The organism is Haloplanus sp. CK5-1, assembly GCF_037201915.1.
In the GTDB taxonomy this organism is placed as follows: domain Archaea; phylum Halobacteriota; class Halobacteria; order Halobacteriales; family Haloferacaceae; genus Haloplanus; species Haloplanus salilacus.
The window spans coordinates 628,866-645,161 of the sequence record NZ_CP147505.1; the positions used below are offsets into that span (position 1 = coordinate 628,866).

11 protein-coding genes, 1 tRNA gene and 3 pseudogenes are annotated in these 16,296 nt (G+C 60.4%); 9 read left to right on the forward strand and 6 right to left on the reverse strand.

What is annotated here, in order from left to right; translation table 11 throughout:
- The first annotated feature begins 205 nt into the window (after positions 1-205).
- A complete protein-coding gene (locus NBT81_RS03305; RefSeq protein WP_338741038.1) occupies positions 206-946 on the forward strand; it encodes a 2-phosphosulfolactate phosphatase in 741 nt (246 codons plus the stop codon).
- On the forward strand, positions 946-1,716 hold the full coding sequence (locus NBT81_RS03310) for a PHP domain-containing protein (RefSeq protein WP_338741039.1): 771 nt from the start codon (positions 946-948) through the stop codon (positions 1,714-1,716). The genes NBT81_RS03305 and NBT81_RS03310 overlap by 1 nt, the downstream gene beginning before the upstream one ends.
- 40 nt (positions 1,717-1,756) lie before the next feature.
- On the opposite strand, the gene NBT81_RS03315 is transcribed toward NBT81_RS03310, so the two are convergent.
- The 3 genes from NBT81_RS03315 to NBT81_RS03325 are packed head-to-tail and all read right to left on the reverse strand — an operon-like array spanning position 1,757 to position 5,188.
- A complete protein-coding gene (locus NBT81_RS03315; protein WP_338741040.1) occupies positions 1,757-2,596 on the reverse strand; it encodes an energy-coupling factor transporter transmembrane component T in 840 nt (279 codons plus the stop codon).
- The gene (locus tag NBT81_RS03320; protein ID WP_338741042.1) at positions 2,596-4,305 is read right to left on the reverse strand and encodes an energy-coupling factor transporter ATPase; all 1,710 of its coding nucleotides are present in this window, start codon (positions 4,303-4,305) and stop codon (positions 2,596-2,598) included. Before NBT81_RS03320 ends, NBT81_RS03315 begins: the two co-directional genes overlap by 1 nt.
- 28 nt (positions 4,306-4,333) lie before the next feature.
- Positions 4,334-5,188, reverse strand: a complete 855-nt coding sequence (locus NBT81_RS03325) for a hypothetical protein (protein ID WP_338741044.1) — start codon at positions 5,186-5,188, stop codon at positions 4,334-4,336.
- A 658-nt stretch (positions 5,189-5,846) separates the two neighbouring features.
- On the opposite strand from NBT81_RS03325, the pseudogene NBT81_RS17280 reads away from it, so the two are divergent.
- Both NBT81_RS17280 and NBT81_RS03335 read left to right on the forward strand, forming a co-directional pair.
- Positions 5,847-6,463, forward strand: a pseudogene (locus tag NBT81_RS17280) (hypothetical protein); the annotation flags it as partial.
- A gap of 367 nt (positions 6,464-6,830) precedes the next feature.
- Positions 6,831-7,409, forward strand: coding sequence for a response regulator (locus NBT81_RS03335; protein ID WP_338741046.1), 579 nt, complete (start codon positions 6,831-6,833; stop codon positions 7,407-7,409).
- Positions 7,410-7,482: 73 nt separating this feature from the next.
- Here NBT81_RS03335 and NBT81_RS03340 read toward each other — a convergent pair.
- Positions 7,483-7,908 (reverse strand): annotated as a pseudogene (locus NBT81_RS03340) (ATPase domain-containing protein); the annotation flags it as partial.
- Positions 7,909-8,054: 146 nt separating this feature from the next.
- Between NBT81_RS03340 and NBT81_RS03345 the strand changes: the two are divergent.
- Entirely contained in the window at positions 8,055-9,890 is a 1,836-nt protein-coding gene (locus NBT81_RS03345; RefSeq protein ID WP_338741050.1) for a PAS domain S-box protein, read from the forward strand.
- Between the two features lie 185 nt (positions 9,891-10,075).
- Positions 10,076-10,576: an ion transporter gene (locus NBT81_RS03350; protein WP_338741051.1), complete on the forward strand. Its 501-nt coding sequence runs from the start codon at positions 10,076-10,078 to the stop codon at positions 10,574-10,576.
- Positions 10,577-10,900: 324 nt separating this feature from the next.
- On the opposite strand, the gene NBT81_RS03355 is transcribed toward NBT81_RS03350, so the two are convergent.
- Positions 10,901-10,972: transfer RNA gene (locus NBT81_RS03355), tRNA-Thr, on the reverse strand.
- A 170-nt stretch (positions 10,973-11,142) separates the two neighbouring features.
- A complete protein-coding gene (locus NBT81_RS03360) occupies positions 11,143-11,601 on the reverse strand; it encodes a DNA methyltransferase (protein ID WP_338741052.1) in 459 nt (152 codons plus the stop codon).
- A 4-nt stretch (positions 11,602-11,605) separates the two neighbouring features.
- On the opposite strand from NBT81_RS03360, the gene NBT81_RS03365 reads away from it, so the two are divergent.
- From NBT81_RS03365 to NBT81_RS17285, 3 genes and pseudogenes are all read left to right on the forward strand, one after another.
- Positions 11,606-12,172, forward strand: coding sequence for a HAMP domain-containing sensor histidine kinase (locus NBT81_RS03365; protein WP_338741053.1), 567 nt, complete (start codon positions 11,606-11,608; stop codon positions 12,170-12,172).
- 239 nt (positions 12,173-12,411) lie between these two features.
- On the forward strand, positions 12,412-15,498 hold the full coding sequence (locus NBT81_RS03370) for a PAS domain S-box protein (RefSeq protein WP_338741055.1): 3,087 nt from the start codon (positions 12,412-12,414) through the stop codon (positions 15,496-15,498).
- 248 nt (positions 15,499-15,746) lie between these two features.
- Positions 15,747-15,941, forward strand: a pseudogene (locus NBT81_RS17285) (hypothetical protein); the annotation flags it as partial.
- Between the last annotated feature and the right edge of the window lie 355 nt (positions 15,942-16,296).

Consider the following 16,296-nt stretch of genomic DNA (forward strand, 5'->3'; position numbering starts at 1 on the left):
GGGTCCCCCCCGATAAAGAGGGTTGGCCTCGTCGGTCCGAGTGTGCCCCGAGAGCGAGCGACGGCGATTCGGCGCGCATCCAACGGGACCGCCGACTCATCGGATCGACGGATACCGGCTCACACACCCCGTCGCTGCCGAGGTCTTCGTAGCAGCATATAGTCCTCTTAGTCACACTCATGTGCGCATCCGCCGTGGCACGTGTGTGAGTCTACTCGCAGACGGGACGGCGGAGTCGCTCCCTATCGACCGCCTGATTCCAGCAAGGGCACAGATTCCCGACGATCCGAACCCGGGTAACTACGTCGTCGTCGACGTGGCGCAGTTCTCGACGACGGTCCCCGAACTGTTCGCCAACGGCGCTACGTACGTCCATATCACCGAAACGCGTGGCGACGAACCGGCATTCAAAGCGGACCACCCGCGGGCGAAGATCGGCGGTGGCTCCGGTCCGAACTACCGGGGTGAACCGGGCTACGACTTCTTCAATTCGCCGAGTTTCGTCCAAGACGTCGACGTTGCGGGCCGTCCGACGGCGATGACGTCCACGAACGGCGGCAACGCCGTCACCGATCTTCGGTTGGCTGGGGACGGCGACGTCGAAATCTACGTCGGTGGACTGACCAACGGCGTCGCGGTGGCCGATCACCTCCGCGAACGGGACGGGGAGACGTACTTCGTCGCCGCCGGGTCCAACGGGAAACCGTCGCCGGAGGACGTCGCCGGCGCGCTGTTCATCGCGCGACATCTGCTCGACGATCCGCCGACCGACCGCGAACTGGCGGTCTATCACGAGATGGTCGCGTTCTCGAAGGGTCCGAAGTACGAACGGCGGCCCCGGATCAAGCGCACCGATCTCTACGAGTACGCACTAAACGTCGACAGCCGGGATATCGTGCCGAAACTCGACGGGCAGAAACTGTACGATGTCGCCGGTGACGCGTGATGCGGGCGGACGTCCACACGCATACGACCTTCTCCGACGGGTCCGAGTTGTCGGCGATGATCGGGGCAGCCTCGGACGCCGGCCTCGACGCTCTGGGCCTGACCGACCACTGCATCGTGACCGACGACGCGTTCGGTCGCCGGGCACAGTACGACCTCGTCGAGACGTACGAGCGGCGGCGCGAGGTCATCGAGGCGACCCGAGAGCGGGTCGACCTGACGCTGTACGACGCCGCGGAGGTGTGTTACGTCGAGAGCGAGACCGACGCGACCGAGGCGTTCCTCGAAACCGCCGGCTTCGACTACACCATCGGCAGCGTCCACTTCGCCGACGCGTACGACTACACCAGCGATGTCCCGTACGTCGGCGAGAGCGACGAGTTCCGTCGGGCCGCGGTCGAACGCTACTACGACGCCGTCGTCGGGCTGGTCGAATCGGAACTGTTCGACGTGCTCGGCCATCTCGACCTGCCCGAACGACTGGAGACGCTGCGTGGCCACTCACACAGGGAGGACTACGAACGCGTCGCCGCGGCGCTGGCCGACTCGCGGACCGTCCCGGAACTCAACGCCGGGCGGATCAACCGGACGCTAGGTCGCCCACATCCCGATCCGTCGATGTTCGACCCGTTCGACGACCGCGGTGTCGGGTTCGTCCTCGGAAGCGACAGCCACCGACCCGACGAACTGACCGACCGCGTCCCGGTGCTCCGGGAACTCGTCGCCGAGGCGGATATCGAACCCCTCGGAATCGACGACCTGCTTGGGTAGCGATCGGCGTCCACGTTCCGAACGGGAACCGCGACGGAAGTTACAGAAATACCGCGACGACGACGACGAACAGCAGCGACACCAACATGAACGTCACGTCGCGTGGCTGGATTTCGAGGTCGCCCAGCCTGAGTTCTCGGCTGGCTTCGTCGCCCAGAGAGTGGGAGAACCCCTTGGTTTCCATCGCCTCGACGGTGACTCTAGAGCGTTTGGCGACGTTGAACGCCATCGGATAGAAGGCTTTGATCGAGAGCTTCAGCAGATACAGGTAGTATCGCCACCGAAACGGACCGCGGTTCTCGGGAGCCTCGTTTCGGAGCCGCAACGAGTTGACCAAGTCGTGGTACTCCTCGAGTAGGACCGGCATCATCCGGTAGCCATACGCGATCGCGAAGGTGAACGGCCGAGGAACACCGAGGCTCAACAGTCCCTTGGCGAGTTTCTTCGGACTCATCGCCGAGAACGCCGCTAGACTCACGACCGAGATGACGGTCAGTTTCATGGTAAACGGGAGGAGTGCGACGCTGTTGTCGACGACCGCGCCCCGGAGCCCCCCAGTTCCCCCTTGCCACCAGTAGACGACGGAACTGAGGATGACGATGAATCCGATGTTCGAGAGGCTCCCCCAGATCAGGAGCACGAGGAGGTAGACGCTGGTCTGTGAGAGGTACGCCAGCGTCAGCGACGCAACCAGCATCGCGAACAGCGGTTCGGGTTCGTAGAAGAACCAAGGGACGATGACGAAGATCGCAGACCAGACGATCACGACACGTGGGTCGAACTTGTTTAGCAACGCCCCCTCGTTGTCGTAGGCCGTCCGCATGAGGTCGACCTTGATATCGGCGATCGTAATGTTCCGGAGCGCGTCGAGATACCCCATCACTGGACCTCCCGTCTCGGCAGCCGTTCGAGGTGTTCCGATGTCGATAGCGAGGGCGGGTCGATCCCGAGCCGTTCGCTGAGTTCGACGACTTGCGGTGGTCGGAGGTGGGCCCGTTCCAGGAGGTCGGGCCGACCGAATATCGACTGTGGCGTTTCGTCGGCCAGGATTCCGTCGGGGCCGAGGACGATCACTCGATCCGCCCACTCGGCTACCAGCTTGAGGTCGTGTGTGGCGACGACGACCGTCTCCGTGCGGGACTCCGATCGCGAGAGCATCCGTGTCACCTCGCGGCGGCTCTGGAGGTCGAGGCTCCCGGTTGGTTCGTCGAGCAGTACGATGGTCGGGTCGGTCGCCAGACCGATCGCCAGCGACGCACGCCGCTGTTGGCCGATACTCAGGAGTCGGCCATCTCGGTCGGCGATGTCTTCGAGGTCGAGGAATTCGATGACGTCGTCGACCCGCTCGTCGACGTTCGGAGCGTTCCTGTTTTCCAAGTAGTACGCGACGTCGTCCCGGACCGTTTCCTCGACGAACATCTCCTCGGGATTCTGGTGGATGTACACCGTCTCCTCGGCCAGTTCCTCGGGGAGCGTGTCGTTCGTATCGTTGCCGAGAACGGTGACAGCTCCCTCGTCCGGCGATTCGAGGCCGGTAAGCAACCGGAGCAGCGTGGATTTCCCGGCACCGTTGGCTCCGACGAGGGCAACCCTGTTACCGGCGTACAGGTTCAAATCGAACCCGTCGAGAACCGTCTTTCGGCCCTCGCGAAGCGTCGGATAGCCGTGGGTCACGTCGCGGACGCTAATAAGGGTCTCAGTGGTGCCGCTACCGTCCAGCGTTACCGTGTGATCCTTTTCGGGGACGGCCGTCGGAAAGGCATCGGCGGCCTGTTCGACCGTCACCGGATACCGACCGTTCGGCAAGGTTCCGTCCTCCTCCGACAGTTGCCGGGCGATTTGGGTGACCTGTGGCGGGTGGATGTTCGCGTCGAGCAGTTCCTCGACCCGGTTCAGTCCGATGTCGACCGGGTCGGTCCACGCCACGTCGCCGTCGGCGACCATGACAAGTCGGTCACAGTAGTCGGCGATGAACTCCGTGTGGTGTTCGATCACTATCACGCCGACGTCGGTGTTCCGCTGGATATCGCGAAGCTGTTCGTAGGTTCGTCGGGCGTTGTGAGGATCGAGTTGGGCCGCCGGCTCGTCGACGATGATGATGTTCGGGTCCATCGATAGCACGCCAGCGAGGGCGACCAGATGTTGTTGGCCGCCGCTGAGTTCCCAGATGAACCGATCGGCGGCGTCGTCGAGTCCCACCGCTTCGAGTGCATCCATCGCACGGGTCCGGTAGTCTACCACCCCGTGATTTTTCGGCGCGAACGCCACGTCGTCGCGGACGATCGGCTGGACGAGTTGGTTCTCGAAGTCCTGAAACACGTAGCCGACCGTCCGGGAGAGAGCCGAGACGTCGCTCTCGGTCGTGACGGTGTCCCCAACTGTGACCGTCCCCTCGAACGTCCCGTCGAAAAAATGGGGTACCAGTCCGTTGAACGCCTTGCACAGCGTCGTTTTGCCGCTCCCGTTGGCACCGATGATCGCGGTGAACTCCTCGGAATCGATCTCGACGTTCGCGTTCCGTAACACTGGGTCGTCGCTGCCCGGGTACCGGAACGTCAGGTCGTCGACAGTGATTGTCGTTGAAGTCATTGAACTTCAAAAAAGTGAAACGGAGTGATTACGCGGTGTCCTGCTGGCGGTAGTACACCACGCCGTAGGCGACGATTGCGGCGGCGACGATCGGCACTGCGAAGAACACCTGCCCGTACGATTCGACGAACTGCGGTTCGAAGACGAGGAACGCCCCACTGGTCTCGCTGAAGGCCTCGAAGACGAACGCGATGGGAGTCAGGACGACCCATGCGAGAAGCCCCTTGTACGTATCACGGTTGATCCGCTTGCCGCTCGGGTGACCGTCGACCGGTTCCATCCCGAGCAGCGGTTCGATCTTCCCGCGCATCCGCGGATAGAAGTACATCATCGGAAGCGCGCCGAAGATGATCCCCGCGATGATGACCTGTGTGGTTGCACCCGCGATTTCGACGGCCCAGATCGTCTCCGGGAGCCACTCGATAGCCTCCAGTGACTCGACCCCGACGTAGAACTTCCCGACGTCGATGAACTGCGCCGCGAGTTCCTCCAGTCCCTTGGCGACCACCGCAAGCACCGCGAGCCACGTCACGTCCTCCGGGTCGGAGATCATCGTCGTCGCGATGTACAGCGAAACCGTGATCATGAGGAGGCTCTCGACGGCCCCGAACGCACTGAAATCGCCGATCAGGATCTCACCGAAGACGATACCACCGACCGGGACGGCCAGACAGGCCCAGAAGGATCGGAAGAGGAAGACGAGCGTGTACGAAATGAAGAGGAACGGCCCGAGTTCGAGTTCCAACCCGCCGAGCGAGAACGACGGGAGCAGTTCCGCGAACATCATCTGCAACCCGTGGAGGGACATGACGAGTATGAACACCATCATATCCTGGTTATCGAAACTGAACAACCCCTCCTCCTGTTGGTTTAGTATCGACATCCGAATACTGCTGGTCGGCAGTGTTCAAATACTGTTTATAATTTTGATATTTCCCGGTATGCTCCGATACTGCTCTCTCAATACCATCTAGAACAACCTCCGTAAACAGTATATCCGCTGTCTCTCGGTCGCTCCGACATCGCTCTCCGAATCAGTGTCTATCCGATTTACGAGAGATACGACGGTTCCCGTTGGTTTTCGAACGATCCAGACCGCGTCGAGCCTCCGACCGCGGTAACGGGGAGACATCCCCACGCAGTCCGGTGGACACACGGGCCTCTCGGTACAATCGTTCTTCGTCGACGTGTCGGCGACCTCACCGATGTCTGACGTATATTTAAGTTGGGGGGACGGCAATCGTCCGACCGGGCGCGCACACCGGCTTCAGTTCCCATCCTCCCCACCCGCGCGCCCGGCACACCCCACTGGCACCTCGGTGCTCGGTGCCGTTCCCCCACGGCACCGTCTTCGACGACGCCGTCCCGGAGGTCACTCCACGCTCCCGGGCCCGGGCACCGAGTTCGGGGTGGCGATTCGAACCTCTCCCGTTTTCATTCGCCGTTCGGTCCTGTCACGGGACTGACTGGTAGCTGGCGACGCGACGAGGCCGGCCACACCGGAGAAGGTGGCTTCCTCTTCCGCCCCGAAGCCAACTCGAATGGAGGCCAAGCACCGGTTACGGCGACACCAAGTCGCCCTGTACGCCGTCGCTCTGATCCGTCCGGCGTCGGCCTCGACCGCCGAACGGGTCGTCGACCCCGTGTTGGCGACGCTCCTCACGTCACCTTCCTCGACGTCCCCTTCGTCCGGTTTCGCCGCGCGTTCACCGACGGGCGGTTCGTGGCCGCGGCACTCGGGACGAACTTCCTCGTCGTTCCCGTCGTCGCTTGGACGCTCACGCGGGCGCTCTCACCCGATCCGGTCGTGGTCGCCGGTGCGTTGCTCGTTCTCCTGACGCCGTGTATCGGCTACGTGATCACCTTCACGCATCTCGCGGGCGGCGACGCCGAACGACTCACGGCGACGACGCCGGCCCTGATGCTCGCGCAACTCCTCGCGTTGCCCGCGTACCTGTGGCTCTTCGTCGGCCCCGCCGTCGCGGCCGTCGTCGACGCCGGGCCGTTCGTCGAGACGTTCCTGACGCTCGTCGCCCTCCCGCTGACGCTCGCGCTCCCACCAGGGTACGAACTCGTTCCCATCGTCGTCACCCAGACGCTCGTCGAACTGGTCGGCATGGTCGTACTCACGACCGCCGTCCCGACGTGGCTCCCTCCGGCCGTCCGCGCGTTCATCCGGAGTGGTGCGGGGCGGCTGACCTCCTACTCCGACGAGTCGGTCGACGCTCACTTCGTGGTGCGGCCGCCACCCCGCCGCGTCGGGGCGTCGTCCGGACCGTTTTTAGTCCTCGGATTCCTACACCGAGGGGAATGGACGGTGAAGTCGCTCGGTCGCCCGAATCAATCTACCCCGACGAGTCGAACCTCCTCGCACTCCGACCGAGGTTCGATCGGAACTGGCTCGACTCGCCGTCCGGGGACACCGCGGTGTCCCACGATTCGGGGACTCACCGCACCGACTACCTCTCGAAACGCCCCGTACTCGGGACAGGCTTACACCTGCACGCTCGGAATTCGACCTTGCCATGACCGACTCGCCGGACGATCGACCGACGGTCCTCGTCGTCGACGACGAACGCGACCTCACCGATCTGTACGAGGTGTGGCTGTCCGACGACTACCACGTCCGCACGGCCTACGGCGGCGAGGAGGCCCTCGCCGCACACGACGACGCGGTCGACGTCGTCCTGCTGGATCGGCGGATGCCCGACCTGTCCGGCGACGAGGTCCTGGAGCGACTCCGCGACCAGGGGTCCGACTGTCAGGTCGTCATGGTGACGGCAGTCGACCCGGATTTCGACATCCTCGAGATGGGGTTCGACGGTTACGTCACCAAACCCGTCGACCGTGATCAACTGCAAAGCGTCGTCGAGCGGATGCTCACGCGCCGCGAGTACGACGCGCAACTCCAGTCATACTACCGACTCGTCGCACAGCGTGCTGCGCTCGTGGCCGAGAAGGACGCCGGCGAACTCGCCTCGAACCCCGAGTTCGCCGATCTGGAGGCCCGGATCGCCGATCTGAAAGCGGAGACGGACCTCGCCGTGAGCGACTTCGACGAGACGGACTTCGACGCCGCGTTTCGGGATCTGGACGACTCCTGATCGTCACCCCGCGCTCCGTGGCTCGCTACTCTTCGCCCGAGTCGCCCCATCGCTCGACCACCTCCGGCGTTCCGGACAGCACGCCGTGCAACCGCGTCAGCGGATCGACGACCACGCGATCCGGTTCGACCTCGCGAACCCGCCGACTGATCTCCTCGGTGAGCGGTTCGCGTTCGACCTCGGCGGCCGAGAACACCTCGTACGACTGGTCTTCGGTGAACACCTCCGCGGTCGGGCGCAGATCTAGAAACGCCATCGACTCGACGTCGAACCCGAGCGACGTGGCGTTCGACTTGAGGTCGTCCAGATCCTCCTCGAGGTTGGTGAACAGGACCGTCTCGTCCGCGGCTACCCCCGCCTCCAGGAAGTGTAGCGTGAGAATCGTCTTCCCGACGCCGGGCGACCCGTCGACCATGTATCCACGGCGCTTGAGGAGGCCACCGCCGAGAACCCCGTCCAACCCCTCGATACCGGTCGAGACACGCTCCGGTGACGACATGCCGTCCGTTACTGGTCGTGACGAGTTATAACCCGAACCCAACCGCGACGACGAGACGTCGCGTCCGGTGTGGCCGACACGCCACGCCCTCCGATCCATCGACTGCCTCCGGTGTTTTATATTCGCCCGCCCTACACCAACGTGGTATGGAGGATCGGTCCGCCGAGTCGGTCGAGCGGAGTCCGGCCGACGAGCGGATCCTGTTGATCGCTAACCCCGGCCAAGATCGGACGCTCCTCCGGGACTGGCTCGACTCGCTGTCCCGGTACCGCGTCGTCGTTCGCGATCCGGGGGGATCCCTTCCCGACCCCGACTCGTACGATCTCTGTCTCCTCGACGACGCCGCGCTCGCCCGATCCGCCGACGAACTGCTCGGTCACCGGGCCGAATCGGACCCCGTCTTCCTGCCCTGTCTGCTCGTGACGACCGCACGCGACGCCGTCGGCGACCACTTCGCCGTCGAGGACGACGACGGCCGGTCGCTCGTCGACGACATCGTTCCGCTCCCGGTCGAGCAGTCGCTCCTCAGCCGCCGGATAGAGAACCTGTTGCACGCCCGGCGGGCCGCCACTCGCCTCCGGGAGCGAGAACAGCAGTACGAACGACTGGTCAACCTCACTCCCGAGGCGCTCCTCGTCCTCCGCGATCACGAGATCGTGTACAGCAACGCGGCCGCGGCCGACACCTTCGCCGGCGGCGACGACGCCGATCTGCAGGGGCGCTCCGTCACGACGCTCGTCCCGGACGACGCGCTCGACCGGTTCACCGAGACGCTGCGCGACATCGACCGCGACGGGCGGGTCGAGGGGTTCCGGAGCGTCCGCATGCGGACGACGGCCGGCGACCACGTCCGGACGAAGGTGGCCGGGACCCGTGTCGTCTTCGGCGAGGAACCGGCGACGCAGTTGCTCGTCCGCGACGTGACGGCCGAACACGAGCGCGAACAGCGGTTGTCCCTGTTCGGACGGGCGATCCAGTCGGCGGCCCAGGGCGTCACGATCGCCGACGCACGACGGGAGGACACCCCGCTCGTCTACGCCAATTCGGCGTTCGAGGAGATCACGGGCTACTCCCAGGCCGAAGCACTGGGACGGAACTGCCGGTTCCTACAGGGGAGTCGAACCGCGGACGAACCGGTCGCACGGATGCGACGAGCCATCGACACCGGAACCCCGGTCACCGTCGAAGTGCTGAACTACCGGAAGGACGGCACGGCCTTCTGGAACCAAGTGGACCTCCTGCCGGTCACCGACGACGACGGGACGGTCACGCACTTCCTCGGGTTGCAGCGCGATATCACCCGACGAAAGTCGCGCGAGGAGCGCCTGCAGGTGCTCGATCGGGTGTTGCGCCACAACCTGCGCAACCGCATGAACGTGATCATCGGACACGCCGAACGACTCCAGTCCGACGACGATCCGGCCGTCGTCGAGACGGCGGAAACGATCGAACGCGCGGGACAAAGTCTCCTCTCGATCAGCGAGCAGATCACCGAGTTCGAGGGGCTCATCAGTCGGTCGGACCAGGGACCCACGGTGTACGATCTGGCGAGTGCCCTCGAACGGGTCGTCGCCGGCGTCCGGGCGGAGCACCCGGCGGCCACGGTCCGCCTCGACAGCCCGGAGTCGGCGACTATCCGGGGGAGTCGACTCCTCCCGGCGGCACTCGAGGAAGTCCTCGAACTCGCGGTCAGGCCCGGCCCGGCCGACGCCGACGTCGAACTCGTCGTTCGGGTCGGGGGCGACCGAGTGTGTCTCGACCTGATCGACCACGGACGGACCATCCCCGAGAGCGACTTCGAGGTGATCGCCAGGGAATCGGAGTCGTCGACCGAACATCCCGACGGACTAGAATTCTGGCTGGTTCGGTGGGCGGTCCTCAACTCGAACGGCGATATGGACGCCGATCCGGTGGACGACCGCCGGTTCAGCATCCGTCTCCCGCGTGGGGGCGACGAGACGGACCGCGCGACGGAGAGGTAGCGCTCCCGACTGCGCCGAGGTCTGCGCTCGTCCCGAACCGGTTCGCTCGCCACGGGACGACCACACGGAGGCTGTCTCTACGCGGCAATCCAAGCCCGCTACGGCGAGGGATCACCCTCCGACCGGACGGCTGGACGCCGGACCTAAGATAATTAGTACTGTGGGTGAACAGTCTCGTATCGATTATGTACTCCTACGTCCGACGACGGACCTACCACCTCCTGACGCCCGAAGAGGGTGGGAAATTCGGGTACTACGTCGACGCAGCCATCATCGCTCTCATCTGTCTGAACGTCGTTATGGTCGTCCTCGAGACGGTCGACGGCCTCAGGGCGAGTTACGGGGAGTTGTTCTACTGGTTCGAGACTCTCTCCGTCGCCATTTTCACCGCCGAGTATCTGGGACGCCTCTGGACGAGCGTCGAAGACGGTGCCGGGCCAGCAGTCGGTCGATTACGGTTCGCGACCAAGCCGATGCTACTCGTCGATCTCGTGGCTATCGCACCGTTCTACATGAAAAAGCAAGGGGTACTTACGAGAAGGAGCCACGGAGAGCGGGTGGATCTTGAGTTCTGCCAAGACCCAGTCCCACTGGGACTGTCCGAACTGCTCCCACACCGCCACGAAGGCCGTCAAACACTAGTACAGAATCGCCAGCAGTATTACAGCGATTATTTTCAGCAGTAACGCGAGCCATCGCGGAGTTCGTGCTTTGCGTTACAGTGATCGTCCATACATCCATCCGAAGACCACTTCGGAGCGTCGGGTCACGAGCAGATACCTACCCCCCGGATGCGGGCGGTATCCAGCGGGCCGGTCGGGTTCATAAACCGGCCTCCAAACTAGAACCGCTGTACGGCGAGGTGGCAGATGTAACAGTAACCGGACAACTATACGAATCGCAAGACGGCGTTGGGATACCCGTGTAGTAGAAGGGCGCGTTCTTGAGCGGTGTTTGTTTCTCCAATAAGAACGCCGTGAAATGAAGAGACAAGCCGTGTAACTCCACTAAGCCTAGGCCGGAATTTGAATCCGGGGTCTCGTCCTTACCAAGGACGCGCTTTACCGCTAAGCTACCCAGGCACTCAGGGTGCGTACACCCCGATTTCTCGCCTTCTGCACCCGATTCTATTACACAGTCGTATAAGAATGTGATGAAAGCCACCGGGCGTGCCGTGCCGTGCCAAAGCAACGACCGGAAACCTTCCGAAGCTCCCACCCTCAATGAGGCTACCCTTTCGTTCAGTCGTTCGTCAAGCGGTTTCAGGCGCAACGAACGCGGTTAGCAACCAGAAAGTGAATCGACTTCGCCACCTCGTTTGTTTTCCTCGATCCCGACCGCAGTATCCTCTACAGGGGGTGTGCGACACCGCATACTCTTCCTCAATTTCTGGGACATCCGAGACAGCGTAGCACTGGATCGGTTTTTCTTGCTTCGTCGTGACGGGGAAGTCGTAGTTATCAGCCTGGTATTTGAAGTCCTTCCCCTCGGACAGACGCTCCTCGACGAACTCTTCGTGGTCGTCTAACCGTTTCTTGAAAGTCTCACGCGAGTATTCTGGAACGTCGTCGGCTCGTCGCTTGAACAACCGTACGAACTCCTCGTCCAGTTCATAGCCGACGGAATTTCGCCCCGCGACCATCGCGGCGAACGAAGGCGTCCCTGTTCCCAAGAACGGGTCAAGCACGGTATCCCCGTAGACAGAACACATGTTGATGAGTCGATACGGAATCTCGAATGGGTACGCCCCGGCCCGCTCTCTTAAATATGATCTCGCGGACGACGAGTTCGCTTCTCCTGCACTCGAACACATCAACGTTCTCAGCCTTGCCAAGGAAATGGCTAATCTTGGACCAATTAAACCCGGAGCAGGCGGCGGCTTCGAGTACAGATCGAAGTCAGACCAATCCACTGAGTATTACGAACAGGTATTCCGCCGATTCGACGATCTCATCGAAGCCAAACCAGGTGAGATAGTTTCCATCGATTCCCTCACTGACTCTGTTCCATCTCACGGTAACGGACCAAGCATTCCTGAAGACGAACAGGCTGCGGTGTTTGCTCCAAGGCATTCATCCGATCCTGATGGAACTGGGTTTGGGTTGACTATCGTTCAGCGCCTCGCTGAAGCACATGGATGGGACGTCACGCTGACTGACAGCGAGTCCGGTGGTGCACGATTCGAGTTTACTGGCGTCGAAATCCGCGATGAATACACGCCATCTGCTGCATCAACGGAGCGGAACTACTATAGTAGCCTTTGTAAGTCATCACACACCTGATCGCATGACTGCGTTCGATCAGGTGTGCGGACAGTTACAAACGCTACTATAGCAGCGCTCAAGTGTTGTGACCACACAGCGAGCAATTACTGGTAGTAAGAGCGTGTCATAGAAAAATTCGCACGCATTGCCTATCCAACTCTTGTCAAGACTCGCGTGCAAGAAGCGCGTATTCGGCAACGGAAGTATCCCTATTTACTTAAGTTATCGGTTCAAGAAAATCGATTTGGGGGCAAGCTGTGACCACAACGGACGATAGAATACACGTTCTTCATGTCGATGATGACCCGGCGTTCGATAGCATGGCCGCTGAGTTTCCGAGCCATAGCGACGACCGAATCACCGTTCGTACCGCAACCACTCCCAACGAGGGACTAGCGCGTTTAAGCAATCACGACATTGACTGTATCGTCTCCGAATACGACACACCTGGCTGCGATGGGCTTAGCTTTCTTGAGACTGTCCGCGAGGAGTATCCCGGCCTACCGTTTATTTTCTACACCAACGAGGACTTTGAGACGGTCGTATCCGAGGCAATGTCGACGGGTAGTACTGATTACGTCCCGAAAGGTAGTTCGACCGAACATTTCGCATTTCTCGCACAGCGAATCATCGCTGCAACCGAACAGCAACGAGCAAGCGAGTCCGAACGCATTGCTGCCCTCATCAGAGATATTCAGTCTGATCTCGTCCGGGCCCGGACACGTGAGGAATTCGAGACTAGCGTCTGTGAGCGGCTCGTCGACGCTGACCCCTACACATTTGCCTGGATTGGTAGCCTCGATGCTGACACTGCCCATGTGAGTACCAGAGCGTCGGCTGGACAGGAAGCGGGCTATCTTGATACGACTGAGATGACTGTCGATGACAGTGCAACTGGGCAGGGACCAACGGGGCAGGCTATTAAAACTCGCTCAACGCAGGTGGTTCAAGATATTTCGGCGGATTCAACCTACGACCCGTGGCGCGAGGCGGCGCTCGAACGGAGCTATCAATCGAGTGCTGCGATCCCGATCGAGTACGACGAAACCCTCTATGGCGTGTTGAACGTTTACGCTGCCCATCCAAAAGCGTTCGATGGTGACGAACAGTCGTTACTCGAAGATCTCAGCGAGACCATCGCGCATGCGTACTACCGCATTCAGATCCGAGACCAGTATGATTCTCAGTATCGGGAGTTGTTCGAGGACGCACCGGTAATGATGGCCTTCACGCGCGAGGCGAATGGCGAACCGATTATCGAGGACTGTAATTCGCTGTTTGCCGACAAACTGGGCTACTCACGAGAGGAGCTTCAGGAACAACCACTTGCAAACGTATACACCGAAACGTCTGCCGAGCGACTGTTAAATAAAGGCGGGTATCAGCGATCTCTCGAAGGCGAGTTCACACCTCAAGAGCGCGAGTTTGTCACAGCCGACGATGAGCGATTAGTCACACTCCTCCAGGCGACGCCACGCCGGAATGAAGAGGGCGACATTATCGGGACTCACACACTGTACGTCGACATTACCGATCGCAAGCGCGCCCAGTCGGTGCTTGAACGGGCGGAAGCGATGGACGCATCGATGGACGGGATTTCGATCCTCAACGAAAACAACGAATTGATCTATTTAAATCAGGCCCACGCGGACATCTACGGATACGATGATCCCGAAGCACTGGTCGGGAACACATGGAAAATATTTTACGAGGACAATGAGGTTGAGCGGCTCGAGAGCGAGGTCCTCAGAGCCCTCGAAGATCGGGGAAAATGGCGTGGCGAAGCCACGGGAAGACGAAAGAATGGTGAAACCTTCCACCAGGACCTATCGCTGACTGAGACTGACAACGGTGGTCTCATCTGTGTCGTTCGTGACACCACCGAGCGCAAAGAGCGAGAAGAGGAAATTAAGCACCTCAAGGAACGGCTCGAACTTGCAATCGAGGGCGCTGAACTGGGCATCTGGGACTGGGATCTGACCACCGACGAGGTGGAGTTCAACGAGCAATGGGCGCAGATGCTTGGCTACTCGCTCGATGAGATCGAGCCACACCTCGACGCCTGGGAGAAACGCGTCCATCCCGACGATGTTGACGATGTCGAGGCGGCCCTCGATGCACACATCGCAGGTGAGACCCACTACTACGACACCGAACACCGAATGCGGACCGCCGACGGCGACTGGAAGTGGATTCGCGATGTCGGTAAGATTGTCGAACGGGATGCAGACGGCAACCCCGTTCGTGCTGTGGGGATTCACATCGATATCGACGAACGGAAACAACGCGAGCAGGAACTCCAACAGTTCCGGAAAGCCGTCGAACAAACCGCTCACGTGGTGTATATTACTGATACTGACGGGACTATCGAGTACGTCAATCCGGCATTCGAGGAGATCACTGGGTTCAGCGAATCCGAAGCCGTGGGCCAAGATCCGAGTATCCTCAAGTCGGGTGAATACGACGAGGAGTATTACGAAGACCTCTGGGAGACGATCCTCTCAGGCGAGCAATGGGCCGACGAAATGCTTGAAGAAAGAGCCGACGGCGAAGAAATCATTTTCAATCAGACGATCTCACCGATCACCGACGAAGACGGACAACCACAGAAGTTCGTCGCTGTCAGCCAAGACACCACTCAGCAAAAGGAATACGAGCGAAAACTTGAAGAGCAAAGGGATAATCTCGAAGTGCTCAATCAGGTCGTACGTCACGATATTCGCAACGATATGGCTGTCGTTAGTGGTCGAGCGGACCTGCTCGAAGAACACGTCGAAGAGGCTGGAAAAAAGCATTTAGAGTCGATCCAGGACTCGGCCGAAAGCGCAACCGGGTTGACAAAGACGGCTCGTGATCTCTCCGAGGTCATGCTAAGTACTGAAGAAGACGTAGAACCTGTCAGGCTGGATCAGTGTCTCAACTCAGTGATTGAGAACGTCCGTGAGAAGTTTGATACGGCCGTGATTACTATCGAGGATCAGATTTCGGGAACCCAAGTTCGGGGAAACGAGTTGCTTGAAGCGGTGTTTCGGAACCTCATTCACAACGCGGTGGTCCACAACGACAAGCAGAAACCCGAGGTGCGGATTTCGACGAGGATTGATGAAGGGACTACCACTGTCAGGGTCGCAGACAACGGTCCCGGTATTCCCGATACTCAAAAGGAGACGATCTTTGGGAAGGGGGAAAAAGGCCTTGACAGCCCGGGAACCGGGCTCGGGCTCTATCTGGTCGAGACGCTCGTCGAGCAGTACGGTGGCGATGTATGGGTCGAAGATAACGATCCAGAAGGGAGCGTGTTCTTCGTTGAACTTCCACTCACAGAGGCGGCAGCCACGGAGTGACGCCCTTAACAACTCCTGCTGCTGAACTCACCCTCTGTATCTTGTACTGTCTTCTGTAACTATATCTATCTCAACGTTTTCACTCTTGATTGCACTGCGGTAAATCGGGTGTGAATGTTTCTATGAACCGCTTCGTTGGATCCTTGGTAGGCGGGACTTCTCAAAAACCGACTAAACGTACCGTGCATATCTCGCCCGCCGCCTCTGAGGAGGCTTGTAACAGTAGTTGTGATATGATTTCTTTATTCAAAGGTGGACTGTCTTGGGCGGGTGAGGCGAACGTTGGTGGCTGGGATGGGTACTACGCTCAGGTAGCGATCGACGAAGGAGTGAGTACTGTGTTGACGATTGACGACGACTTCGAACGGATTGATGCATTCGATACCGACGTCATCCTCTCAGCCGACGAATTTAGCGAGCTGAACAGGTTTCTTGGCAACTGATTCCAGCCTTCAGTCTGAATAACGAACCCGTATTACAAACTACTGGGACACCTGCAAGAGCGCTGAGAGTGGACTACTAGCAGTTCTCTGGTGTGGTGACCGCACACCGAGAGAGGGACAACAGTGGAAACGGCGTTCCACATCGAGAACCTACTAGTCGACACGAGTCTGCAAAGCACTATAGTAGCCTTTGTAAGTCATCACACACCTGATCGCATGACTGCGTTCGATCAGATGTGCGGACAGTTACAAACGCTACTATAGCAACCAGAGCCGATTCTCCGAATCGAACCTCTCGGTTCTGATCCGTCGTGTGTTGCCCACTCTGTGAGGAACTGCTCGCCTGCCTCGCGGT